The following is an 11,900-nucleotide window of genomic DNA, read 5'->3' as shown; positions in this document are numbered from 1 at the left end:
CTGGGCGACGTTCGCCGGCGCGCACTGGCCGATCCGTCGGAACGCGGTCCCCACCTCGCCGTCCAGAAGGCCGTGGAAGCGGCGCGTGGTTTGCCCCGGACGGGCACTCGACACAGCGGCGAGATGCCGCTAGGACGCTCGCCGATGGAGTGCGAAACCCGGCCCGGCCAAGGCACTCACGAGACCAAGCGAACTACCGCCAACCCACCCGACGTCGCCACAGCGGCACGGGCGCCCGTACCCGAAGAGAGCCGCCGGCATCACACCAAAGCGTGCCCGCCGCACGTGGGGTCTGGGGCTCGGGCCCCAGGCAAGGAATGACGCAAGCCCCCGGTCCGCGCACTCCGCGGACAGGGAGCACCCAGATTGTGTCCCCGGTGGGATTCGAACCCACACTGGATGGTGTTTGAGACCATTTCCTCTGCCGGTTGGGATACGGGGACCAGAGGGCGACTCGGATCGGGTTCAGGTGCAACGCCGTCACGAGCACGACACACACTACCCACTACGCTGAGGAGGGTGACACCCAGATACCCGGGTGTCGCGACTCTTCCGACGTTGAGGGGTAGGGGTTCGTGGCCGACACGCAGGCGAGCGCCGAGCGCAGGCGGGTGCTCATCGCCGAGGACGAGGCCCTGATCCGGCTGGACCTGGCCGAGATGCTCGTCGAGGAGGGCTACGACGTCGTCGGCGAGGCCGGTGACGGCGAGACGGCGGTGCGACTGGCCGAGGATCTGACACCCGATCTGGTGATTCTCGACATCAAGATGCCGATCATGGACGGTCTGGCCGCGGCCGAGCGGATCGCCGGGGGCCGCATCGCCCCGGTGGTGATTCTGACCGCGTTCAGCCAGCGTGACCTGGTCGAGCGCGCGCGGGCCGCGGGCGCGATGGCCTACCTGGTGAAGCCCTTCCAGAAGTCCGACCTGGTGCCGGCGATCGAGATCGCGCTGTCGCGATACTCGGAGATCGCCGCGCTGGAGGCCGAGGTGGCCGGTCTGACCGACCGCCTCGAGACCCGCAAGTCGGTGGAGCGGGCCAAGGGCGAGCTGATGACGAAATACCAGATGACCGAGCCGCAGGCGTTCAAGTGGATCCAGCGCACCGCGATGGATCACCGGATGACCATGCGCGAGGTGGCCGACCGGATCCTGGCCGAGCAGCAGGCCGAGGCGGAACCACCGCAGTGAGGCGTGTCGCCGCCGTCGTGCTGCTGGCCGCCCTGGCGGTGGCCGGTTGCGGGGGTGGCGATCGCCCGGCTCCGCCGGAGCCGATCGCCTGGCAGGAGGGCCGGCTGCCGGCCGACGACGCGATCATGCTGCGCGACGCGACCGAGTGCGGCGGGTCCTGGTTCGTGGTGGGCGCGCTCAGAGATCAGGCCGGGGGTACGCGGCCGGCCGCCTGGTCGAGCACCGACGCGCGCACCTGGGCGGCGCTGACTCTCGACGCCAAGACCTTCTACGGCAAGCAGAACGTGCTGTTCTCGGTGGCGTGCACGGGCGGCCGGGTGGCGGCGCTCGGCGCGAAGACCGGTGGCGCGCACGCATACCCGCGGAACAGTTCGTGGCATCAGACGGCGGACGGTGTGCTGCACGAGGTGACCGCGCCGTTCGAGCTGTTCGGCGGCCCGCAGGCGCTCAATGTGGCCCGGCTGGACGCGGGCCCGCGTGGCTTCCTGATCTCCGGCAACCGGATGAGCGGCGCCGCGGTGTGGACGTCGGCGGACGCGGCGAGGTTCGACATCGTCGAGCGGGCGCCCGCGCTCGCCTCGGACAGCGTGGGGGAGACCTGGGCGTTCGACGGCGCGGCGGTGGGGGACGGCTGGGTGGTGGCCGGCGGCATCGTGCCGAAGGGCCGGGTGGATCGCGATCCGATCGGGTGGCGGTCGGCCGATGGCAGAGTGTGGTCGCGGGTGCCGTCACTGGGTGCGACGGACGGTTATGACGAACTGCAGCGGGTGACCGTGCTCGCGGGCGTACCGATCGGGGTCGGGGTCGAGGGGTCGGTCTTTCGATCCTGGCGGCTGGACGGTGACGCGTGGCGGCCGGCCGGACGATTCGGATCGGTGGGCGCGGGCGGTGTTTCCTCGGTGCGTTCCGCGGTGGCCGTCGGTGAGCGACTCCTGGCTATAACCGGGGACGACCGTACGTATACCGCCTGGGTCTCCGACGACCGGGGAGATTCCTGGGAAACGGCTGAAATTCCGTCGGTGCCGGCCGGAGTGGATCATGCGATCGCGCTGGCCGCGAGCCCGGACGGGCACGCCGTGCTGGTGTCCGATGACGGGTTGAATGGCCGGGTTTACGCGGCAGAAACTCGGGCGTAACGGCGGCGTCCGCAAAAACCTGTCCGCCCGGCCCTTTCTCGCGGGGACGTTCGAGCAGCGCTCTGTAACGGTTTGGCATGTGTGCCCGCCATACCTTACGGCGGCAATTCTCACCCAAGTACGCTGCGCCATCACGAGCAGTACGCAGGTACGCGGTTCGGAACTTGGACAGGGACGGGGCCACCGCACCCTGCATCAGATGAAAGGTCATAAGCCTTGAGGCGAAACTATGTACGGGCCCTTGGTGCCGTGGGGCTCGCCGCCGCCATGCTCGCGGCGGCCGGATGTCAGGACTCGGGCACGAGCGGCGACGACACGCCCGCTGCCGCCTGCGGTGGCAAGGTCGCGATCTTCGGCGCCTTCACCGGCCCGAACGCGGGTCTGGTGTTGCCGTCGCTGAACGGCGCCAAGCTCGCACTGAAGCAGTTCAACGCGGCCAACGCCGACTGCAAGGTCACCCTCCAGGAGTTCGACACGCAGGGTAACCCGGAGCAGGCGACGCCGATCGCCAACCAGGTCGCCCAGGACCAGTCGTTCCTGGCCGTCATCGGTGGTCACTTCTCCGGTGAGTCCAAGGCCACCATGCCGATCTACGAGGCCGCCGGCCTCGTGATGGTCAGCCCGTCGGCCACCGCTGCCGAGCTCACCCAGGCGGGCAACAAGTCGTTCTACCGGGTCGTCGGCAACGACGACACCCAGGGCGAGGCCGCTGTCACGTACATCAAGGACGTGCTGAAGGGCCAGAAGGTCTTCCTGCTCGACGACGGCCAGACCTACGGTTCCGGCATCGTCGCGGTGATCAAGAAGGGCCTGGGCGCGACGGTCGTCGACTCGGACAAGGTCCAGACCGACCAGACCAACTTCGACGCCACCATCTCGAAGATCAAGTCCTCCGGCGCCGACGTGATCGGCTACGGCGGTTACACCAACGAGGCGGCTCCGCTGCTGAAGCAGGCCCGCGCGGCCGGCGTCACCGCGAAGTTCCTCGGCTTCGACGGCCTCTACGACCCCGGCTTCCCGTCGGGCGCCGGCGACGCCGCCAACGGCGCGGTCGTCACCTGCCCGTGTCTGCCGGCCGCTGAGGCGGGTGGCACGTTCTCGAAGGACTACGAGACCGAGTACGGCCAGGCACCGGGTTCCTACGGTGCCGAGGGCTTCGACGGCGCGAACGTTCTCCTCGACGGCTTCAAGGCCGGCAAGAAGACCCGCGCCGACCTGCTCGCCTGGGTCAAGGCCTACGACAAGCAGGGTGTCTCGAAGTACATCAAGTTCGACGACAAGGGCGACGTCGACAAGAGCAAGGTCGTGATCTGGTCGTACGAGATCAAGGCCGGCAAGTTCGAGCCGCAGCAGGAGATCAAGCTCGGCAGCTGATCCATCGGTAAGTGATGCGGCCGGAGGTGCTCAAACCTCCGGCCGCGTCTGGTGCATAAGGGAGTTTCCGTGAATTTCGACGAACTCTTCGGGCACCTGGGTCAGCACACGGTGGACGGCTTGGCGAAGGGCGCAATCTATGCCCTCGTCGCGCTCGGCTACACGCTGGTCTACGGCGTTCTGAAGCTGATCAATTTCGCTCACTCCGAGGTCTTCATGGTCGGCACCTTCGCCGTCCTGGGCACCTGGACGGCACTGGGTGCGACCAACAACCCCGGCATCGGGATGATGCTGGTGTTCCTGGTGGCGGGCCTGGTGGCCGGAGCATTGGCCTCGGGAGCCACCGCCGTGGCAGTCGAGCGCATCGCATATAAGCGGCTGCGGGAGATGAACGCCCCGCCGCTGATCTTCCTGATCACGGCGATCGGCCTGTCGCTCGTGCTGTCCGAGGCCTTCGGTCTCTGGCAGGGCCGGCTGATCGTCGGCATGCCGACGATCGTGCAGCAGAAGACCGTGTTCACGATCGGCAACACCGGCATCACGAACACGCAGCTGCTCACCCTCGTGGCGGCGATCGTGATGATGATCGCGCTGGACCTGTTCATCAACCGCACCCGCTACGGCCGCGGCGTGCGGGCGGTGGCGCAGAACCCGGACACGGCGGCGCTGATGGGCGTCAACAAGGACCGGGTCATCATGCTGATCTTCCTGCTCGGTGGTCTTCTGGCGGGGGCCGCCGCGCTGCTCTACGCGGTGCGATACGGAAACACGCGCTTCAACGTCGGCTTCCTGCTCGGTCTCAAGGCGTTCACCGCGGCGGTGCTCGGCGGCATCGGCAACCTGCGCGGCGCGCTGCTCGGCGGCCTGCTGCTCGGGGTCGTCGAGGTCTACGCCGCGACGCTGACCACCTCCAACTGGGAGGACGTGGCCGCGTTCGTGGTCCTCGTGGTGGTGCTGCTGTTCCGGCCGACCGGCCTGCTCGGCGAGTCGTTGGGGAGGGCACGCGCATGACGACGACAACGGAGAACGAAGAGGCGCAGGGCGGCCTGCGCGGAGGCCTCGCCAAGGTCGGCCAGCGCTGGCGCGGGCTGCCGAAGTGGCAGCGGATGATCGGCCTGCTGGCCTTCATCGTGTTCCTCTACTACCTGCCCCTGCTCGGCATCCCCGGCCTGATCTGGCTGCGCACCGACTCGATCGACGGCGGCAACAACTGGGCGGGTGTGCTGTTCACCTGCGCGGTCTATGTGCTGATCGCCCTCGGGCTGAACGTGGTGGTCGGCCTGGCCGGCCTGCTCGACCTGGGATATGTCGGCTTCTTCGCGGTCGGCGCGTACAGCGTCGCGCTGTTCGGCTCCACGCAGTCGCCGGTGGTGCACGCGATCCAGGACAGGTTCGGGCTTTCCGAGACCTGGGCGGTGACCTGGGCGATCTGCATCCCGATCGCGATCGCCCTCGCGATGATCTCCGGCGTCCTGCTGGGCTGGCCGACACTGCGGCTGCGCGGTGACTACCTGGCCATCGTGACGCTCGGCTTCGGCGAGATCATCCGCATCGTGGTGCGCAACTCGACCAGCTGGTCGAACGGCCCGCAGGGGGTCGCGGCGATCCCGGGTCCGCAGGGCGCGCCGTCCGCGGACAACCACATCTTCGGCCTGATCGACGCGAAGCCGTGGTACTGGCTGGCGCTGAGCGTCGTGCTGGTGATCATCTTCCTGGTGCGGCGGCTGGAGAACAGCCGGGTCGGCCGGGCGTGGCTGGCGATCCGTGAGGACGAGGACGCGGCCGCGGTGATGGGCGTCTACCCGTTCAAGTTCAAGCTCTGGGCGTTCGCGATCGGCGCTGCGCTGGGCGGCCTCTCCGGTCTGTTGTTCGCGAGCCGGGGCGGCTTCATCGAGCCCAACCAGTTCAACGCGCAGCTGTCCATCCTGTTCGTCGCCATGGTCGTGGTCGGCGGTTCCGGCAACATCGCCGGCGTGTCGCTCGGCGCGTTCCTGCTGGCATATCTCCCGGAGCGGTTCCGGGAGTTCTCCGAGTGGCGGTTCCTGGTGTTCGGCCTCGCGCTGGTCATCGTGATGCTGCTGCGCCCGCAGGGCCTGATCCCGAGCAGACGCCGGGCCAGAGAACTGAAGGCTCGTCAGGAGGAGGTGCCCGCAGGTGTCTGACACAACTTCGTCTCAGACGGCTCAGCCGAGTCGCGAGGTGCTGCTCGACGTCGACCACGTGACGCTGCGGTTCGGCGGCGTGGTGGCGCTCAACGACGTGAGCTTCCAGCTCTACAAGGGCGAGATCCTCGGTCTCATCGGGCCGAACGGCGCCGGCAAGACGACCTGCTTCAACGTCATGACCGGCGTTTACAAGCCGACCGACGGCAAGGTGACCTTCGACGGCAAGCGGATCACCGGCCGCCGGCCGCACGAGATCAACCGGATGGGCGTGGCCCGCACGTTCCAGAACATCCGGTTGTTCCCGGAGATGACGGCGCTGGAGAACGTCATGGTCGGGACGGACTCCAACCACTACACCAGCGTGGTCGGCGCGCTGTTCCGGCTCTACCGGGTGCGGGTCAAGCCGGAGGAACTGCCGGTGGTCGACTCGTCCAACGGGCTGATCCGGGCGATCCAGCAGCTGCGTCGCGCGTCGGCGAAGGTGTTCGGGCTGTCCCGGCACGTCCTCGAGGAACGAGCCGGCGAGAAGAAGTCGCTCGAGCTGCTGCACTTCGTCGGCATCGAGCACCGGGCCAACGAACTGGCCCGCAACCTTCCGTACGGCGACCAGCGCCGGCTCGAGATCGCGCGGGCGCTGGCCACCGAGCCCAAGCTCCTCTGCCTGGACGAGCCGGCCGCCGGCTTCAACCCGGCGGAGAAGGAGGAGCTGCTCCGGCTCATCCGGAGAGTCCGCGACCTGGGCTACACGGTGCTGCTGATCGAGCACGACATGCGGCTGGTCATGGGCGTGACCGACCGGATCGTGGTGCTCGAGTTCGGCAAGAAGATCGCCGAGGGCAGCCCGGCCGAGGTCCGGGACAACCCCAAGGTCATCGCCGCTTATCTGGGGGAGACCACCGATGCTTGAGCTCGACGAGATCGTCGTCAAGTACGGGCGCATCGAGGCGCTGCACGGCCTCACGCTGCGCGTCGAGGAGGGCGAGGTGGTGGCCCTGATCGGTGCGAACGGCGCCGGCAAGACCACCACCATGCGGGCCATCTCGGGGCTGAACCCGCTGGCTTCCGGCAAGATCCGGTTCAACGGCAAGGACATCAGCAACCTGCGGGCCGACCTGCGGGTGCCCCTGGGCATCTGTCAGTCGCCGGAGGGCCGGGGCATCTTCCCGGGCATGACGGTCCTGGAGAACCTCGACATGGGGGCGTTCACCCGGCGCGACTCGGCCGGGGTGGCCAAGGACCTGGATCGGGTGCTGACCCTCTTCCCGCGACTCGGCGAGCGGCGTAAGCAGGCCGGGGGCACGCTGTCCGGCGGCGAGCAGCAGATGCTCGCGGTCGGCCGCGCGCTGATGAGCCGGCCCAAGCTGCTGCTGCTGGACGAGCCCTCGATGGGTCTCGCGCCGATGATCATCCAGCAGATCTTCGACATCATCACGGAGATCAACGAGCAGGGCACGACCGTCCTGCTGGTCGAGCAGAACGCGCAGCAGGCCCTCTCCCGGGCACACCGCGGCTACGTCCTGGAGACCGGCCGCATCGTCAAGGAGGGCACCGGGCAGGAGCTGCTGGTCGACCCGGCGGTCAAAGAGGCCTACCTCGGCGTCGCCTGATCGGGACATAACAGTCGGGGGTGGTCGCGTTTCGCGCGGCCGCCCCCGCGTTTGTGTCACACCCGGCGACTAGAGTCGCTCGGGTGAACGCTGACGCCCCCCGCCTCCTGCTGCTGGACGGACACTCGCTGGCCTACCGGGCCTTCTTCGCGCTGCCGGTGGAGAACTTCTCCACCCAGACCGGACAGCCGACAAACGCGGTGTTCGGCTTCACCTCGATGCTGATCAACATGTTGCGCGACGAGAAACCGACGCACATCGTGGTCGCCTTCGACGTGTCCCGACAGTCCTTCCGCACGGAGAGATATGCGGACTACAAGGCGGGTCGCTCCGAGACGCCGCAGCCCTTCAAGGGTCAGGTCAGCCTGATCAAGGAGGTGCTCGAGGCGCTGCGCATCCCGGTGGTGGAGAAAGAGGGTTACGAGGCCGACGACGTCATCGGCACGCTCTCCTGCCAGGCCCGCGACGCCGGCTTCGAGGTGGTCATCTCCACCGGCGACCGCGACGCGTTCCAGCTGGCCGGTGAGCACGTGACGATCCTCTACCCGGTGCGCGGCGTGTCCGAGGTGTGGCGCATGACGCCGGCCGCGATCGAGGCGAAATACTTCGTGCCGCCGGACCGCTACCGCGACAAGGCCGCCCTGGTCGGCGAGACCAGCGACAACCTGCCCGGGGTGCCCGGCGTCGGCGACAAGACCGCGGCCAAGTGGATCAACGAATTCGGCGGCCTCGACGGCATCGTGGCCAACGTCGACAAGATCAAGGGCAAGGCCGGCGAGAGCCTGCGCGCCCACCTGGCCGACGTGCTGCGCAACTACGAGCTCAACGCGCTGGTCACCGACCTCGAGCTGCCGCTCGAACCGGCCGACGTGCGGTGGCACGGGTGGGACCGCGAAGCGGTGCACCAGGTCTTCGACGCGCTCGAGTTCCGGGTGCTGCGCGAGCGGCTCTATTCCTACCTGGAGGCGGTCGAGCCCGAGGCGGAGTCCGGCTTCGACCTGAGCGGCAGCGTGCTGCGGGCCGGCGAGGTCGGCGCGTGGCTGACGCAGCACGCCGGCGAGGCGCCGGTCGGGGTCGCGGTCACCGGCAAGTTCGGTCGGGGCACCGGCGAGCTGACCGGCATCGCGGTGTCCACCGGCGACGGACCGGCCGCCTGGTTCGACGCCACCGCGCTCGACGAGGCCGACGAGCAGGCGGTGGCCGCCTGGCTGGCCGACCCGGCGCGGCCCAAGGTGATCCACGACGCGAAGCCCGCGACGCTGGCGTTCCGGGCGCACGGCTGGGCGCTGGCCGGTGTCCGGGTCGACACCGCCCTGGCGGCCTATCTGGCGAAGCCCGACCAGAGGGCCTATGACCTGACCGACCTGGCGCTGCGTTATCTGAAGCGCGAGCTGCGGGTGGACGGGCCGGACGACGGCCAGCTCACCCTCGACGGCCTGGGCGAGGAGGGTCAGGCGGAGGAGAATGTGATGCTCCGCGCCCGCGCCACCCTCGACCTGGCCGACACCCTCACCGAGGAGCTGTCTCGCGACGAGGGGGAGTCCCAGCAGCTGCTGGTGGAGGTGGAGCAGCCGCTGTCGGTGGTGCTGGGCGAGATGGAGCACGTCGGCATCGCGGCCGACACGGACTACCTCTCCGAGCTGGAGTCGCACTTCGCGGCCGAGGTCAAGTCGGCGCAGCAGGCCGCGCACGAGGTGGTCGGGCGCGAGTTCAACCTGGGCTCGCCCAAGCAGCTGCAGGAGATCCTCTTCACCGAGCGCAACCTGCCGAAGACCAAGCGGATCAAGTCGGGTTACACCACCGATGCCGACGCGCTGCAGAGCCTGTTCGCGCAGACCGGCGACCCCCTGCTCGAGCACCTGCTGCGGCACCGCGACGTGGCCAAGCTCAAGTCCACGGTGGACGGGCTGCTCAAGTCGGTGTCCGACGACGGGCGCATCCACACCACGTTCAACCAGACGGTCGCCGCCACCGGCCGGCTCTCGTCGACCGACCCCAACCTGCAGAACATCCCGATCCGCACCGAGGAGGGCCGGCGCATCCGCCGGGCCTTCATCGTCGGCGACGGTTACGAGCAGCTGATGACCGCCGACTACAGCCAGATCGAGATGCGGATCATGGCGCACCTGTCCGGCGACGAGGCGCTGATCGAGGCGTTCAACTCGAAGTTCGACTTCCACGCGGCCACCGCGTCGTCGGTGTTCCACGTGCCGGTCGAGGAGGTCGTCCCCGACCAGCGCCGCAAGATCAAGGCCATGAACTACGGCCTGGCCTATGGGCTGAGCGCCTTCGGCCTGTCCAACCAGCTGACCATCTCCACCGAAGAGGCCCGCGGGCTGATGGAGGAATACTTCACCCGGTTCGGCGGGGTCCGCGACTACCTGCAGGCGGTCGTGCGCCGGGCGGTCCAGGACGGTTACACGGCGACCATCCTCGGCCGCCGGCGTTACCTGCCCGACCTGACCAGCGACAACCGGCAGCGGCGCGAGATGGCCGAGCGGATGGCGCTGAACGCCCCGATCCAGGGGTCGGCGGCGGACATCATCAAGGTCGCGATGCTCAAGGTCGACGAGGCGCTGCGGTCGTCCGCGCTGCGGTCGCGGATGCTGCTCCAGGTGCACGACGAGCTGGTGTTCGACGTGGCGCCGGGGGAGCGCGAGGCCTTGGAAGAGCTGGTCCGGCGCGAGATGGGCGGTGCCTACCCACTGTCGGTCCCGCTCGAGGTGTCGGTCGGCGTCGGTCGCGATTGGAACGGTGCCGACCACTGAGAGTTATTTGCAGCCACCGTGCGATGAACCGTTTAAGTCAGGGCCTGCCCCCACTTTGAAGATCATCAAAGTAAAAGGCACTGACCTGCGCAAACATCTTTTCCGATGAGGACTTGCGGGGCTCTGCGAAGCTGACCCCATGCCGACCCCTTCATCGGACACCCAGTCACTCAAAGACACGCCCGCGTGGGAGCCGCTCACCCGCGGTGCTCTCGACGCGGAGCAGGCCAGCGCCTTCGCACCCATGTTCAAGGCCCTCGGCGACCCGGTCCGCCTCCGCCTGCTGTCGATGATCGCGTCGGCCGGCGGCGGCGAGGTCTGCGTCTGCGACCTCACCGGCTCGTTCGCCCTGACCGGCCCCACCATCTCGCACCACCTCAAGGTGCTGCGCGAGGCGGGCCTGGTGGACAGCGACCGCCGCGGGACGTGGGTCTACTACCGCCTGGTCCCGGCCGCTCTGGCCTTGATGGGCGGCCTGCTGGCCCTCGGCGACGTGGTCTCCATAGCCGCCTGACCCGCGACCCACTCCCGCTGGGCGATGGGTGACTTGGTGTTGCTGGGCGGTCGGTAAAGCCACTCGTGCTGGGCAGTCCGTGACCCGGTGATGCTCCGCGGCCGGTGCGCATCCTGGTCGCAACGTGCGCGCCCTGACACGGCCCGCGGTCTTGCCGCGGGCCACGCTCGCCGTGCCGATCCGCGCACGCGCCGCGGAGGTGGGCCTTGTCGTTCCGCGCAAGCCGCGGAGGTGGGCCTTTGTCGTTCCGCGCAAGCCGCGGAGGTGGGCCTTTGTCGTTCCGCGCACGCCGCGGAGGTGGGCCTTGCCGATCCGCGCACGCCGCTAACCCGTGCCCTGCCGACTTCGCTCGCCATGCACGACCCGTGCATCCGCCGAGATCACACAACGTTGGTCGATCCGGTAGGCCGTCTGCGCGGGCCCGGCCGCCGCGACCGTCACTTCTTGGGGTCGTGGCCCCAGTTCATCAGCGAGTAGCGCCACGCGGTGTCCGTGACGTCCCCCTTCGGCCGCTGGGCCAGGTGTCGGCGCACGTAGCCGACGACCTTCCGCATGTGCGCCCGGTCCGCGTCGGTGAGGTCCGCCTTCTTGGACCGGAGGATCTTGATGATCTTCCGGCCCGAGTCGTGACCCACCGACTCGCCCTTGCCCCCCGACTTCTGGCCGACCTCGCGCGACTCGTCCGTCGCGAGCCACTTCTCGAGTTCGCCGGCGGTCATGTTGACCGCTTCCTTGAAGTCGGCGTCCACGTCGTCCTGGGTCTCAGTCGCCATGCTTCAGCGCTCCCGGCTTGTGCACCGCTTCCCGGCCGGTCTTGTCGCTCTTGACCTTGAACTGCGGGTCGTCCTCCGACGCGTCGACCGTGCGCCCGGCGGCCTCGGTGCGCGAAGTGATCTTCTGCTCCACCTCGCCGTGCACCGTCTGCCCGTGGCTGCTCCAGGCGACCTTGTCGCCCTTCTTCGGTTCCTTGCTCATGACCTTGGGCTGCCCCGCCGCGGCCTGATCAACCCCGCGATCTGCGGTGTTGGGGGGGGGGGGGGGGGGGGGGGGGGGGGGGGGGGGGGGGGAGGGGGGGGGGGGGGGGGGGGGGGGGGGGGGGGGGGGGGGGGGGGGGGGGGGGGGGGGGGGGGGGGGCTCTTCCCCCCC

The 11,900-nt window shown here is 68.9% G+C and carries 10 protein-coding genes, 1 tRNA gene and 1 pseudogene; 9 read left to right on the top strand and 3 right to left on the bottom strand.

Features of this window, described 5'->3' with window-relative positions; all coding sequences use genetic code 11:
• Positions 1-369: 369 nt before the first annotated feature.
• Positions 370-443: transfer RNA gene (locus ACZ6TI_RS20780), tRNA-Leu, on the bottom strand.
• 132 nt (positions 444-575) lie between these two features.
• Here ACZ6TI_RS20780 and ACZ6TI_RS20775 point away from each other — a divergent pair.
• The 9 genes from ACZ6TI_RS20775 to ACZ6TI_RS20735 all read left to right on the top strand — a co-directional run bounded on the left by ACZ6TI_RS20775 (position 576) and on the right by ACZ6TI_RS20735 (position 10,754).
• Positions 576-1,190 (top strand): ANTAR domain-containing response regulator, encoded by a 615-nt coding sequence (locus ACZ6TI_RS20775; protein WP_465346740.1) that lies wholly within the window; start codon positions 576-578, stop codon positions 1,188-1,190.
• Positions 1,187-2,326 (top strand): P-loop NTPase family protein, encoded by a 1,140-nt coding sequence (locus tag ACZ6TI_RS20770; protein ID WP_465346739.1) that lies wholly within the window; start codon positions 1,187-1,189, stop codon positions 2,324-2,326. Before ACZ6TI_RS20775 ends, ACZ6TI_RS20770 begins: the two co-directional genes overlap by 4 nt.
• Positions 2,327-2,542: 216 nt before the next feature.
• A complete protein-coding gene (locus ACZ6TI_RS20765) occupies positions 2,543-3,700 on the top strand; it encodes a branched-chain amino acid ABC transporter substrate-binding protein (RefSeq protein WP_465346738.1) in 1,158 nt (385 codons plus the stop codon).
• A gap of 69 nt (positions 3,701-3,769) precedes the next feature.
• Complete coding sequence (locus ACZ6TI_RS20760; protein WP_465346737.1) at positions 3,770-4,711, top strand: branched-chain amino acid ABC transporter permease; 942 nt, start codon at positions 3,770-3,772, stop codon at positions 4,709-4,711.
• Positions 4,708-5,862, top strand: a complete 1,155-nt coding sequence (locus ACZ6TI_RS20755) for a branched-chain amino acid ABC transporter permease (RefSeq protein ID WP_465346736.1) — start codon at positions 4,708-4,710, stop codon at positions 5,860-5,862. The genes ACZ6TI_RS20760 and ACZ6TI_RS20755 overlap by 4 nt, the downstream gene beginning before the upstream one ends.
• Positions 5,855-6,772 carry an ABC transporter ATP-binding protein gene (locus tag ACZ6TI_RS20750; protein WP_465346735.1) on the top strand — a complete coding sequence of 306 codons (918 nt, stop codon included), beginning with the start codon at positions 5,855-5,857 and terminating at the stop codon, positions 6,770-6,772. The genes ACZ6TI_RS20755 and ACZ6TI_RS20750 overlap by 8 nt, the downstream gene beginning before the upstream one ends.
• Entirely contained in the window at positions 6,765-7,472 is a 708-nt protein-coding gene (locus tag ACZ6TI_RS20745; RefSeq protein ID WP_465346734.1) for an ABC transporter ATP-binding protein, read from the top strand. The genes ACZ6TI_RS20750 and ACZ6TI_RS20745 overlap by 8 nt, the downstream gene beginning before the upstream one ends.
• Before the next feature lie 83 nt (positions 7,473-7,555).
• On the top strand, positions 7,556-10,240 hold the full coding sequence (gene polA, locus ACZ6TI_RS20740) for a DNA polymerase I (protein WP_465346733.1): 2,685 nt from the start codon (positions 7,556-7,558) through the stop codon (positions 10,238-10,240).
• 139 nt (positions 10,241-10,379) lie between these two features.
• The gene (locus ACZ6TI_RS20735) at positions 10,380-10,754 is read left to right on the top strand and encodes an ArsR/SmtB family transcription factor (RefSeq protein WP_465346732.1); all 375 of its coding nucleotides are present in this window, start codon (positions 10,380-10,382) and stop codon (positions 10,752-10,754) included.
• A gap of 440 nt (positions 10,755-11,194) precedes the next feature.
• Here ACZ6TI_RS20735 and ACZ6TI_RS20730 read toward each other — a convergent pair.
• Together ACZ6TI_RS20730 and ACZ6TI_RS20725 are read right to left on the bottom strand one after the other, a co-directional pair.
• Positions 11,195-11,527: pseudogene (locus ACZ6TI_RS20730) on the bottom strand (DUF3140 domain-containing protein); the annotation flags it as partial.
• On the bottom strand, positions 11,517-11,729 hold the full coding sequence (locus ACZ6TI_RS20725) for a hypervirulence associated TUDOR domain-containing protein (RefSeq protein ID WP_465346731.1): 213 nt from the start codon (positions 11,727-11,729) through the stop codon (positions 11,517-11,519). The pseudogene ACZ6TI_RS20730 and the gene ACZ6TI_RS20725, both read right to left, overlap by 11 nt.
• Positions 11,730-11,900 lie beyond the last annotated feature (171 nt).

Source organism: Actinoplanes sp. NPDC051388, assembly GCF_055586225.1.
Note: the sequence above shows the minus strand (reverse complement) of the source record. Positions and strands in the feature narration are given on the sequence as shown.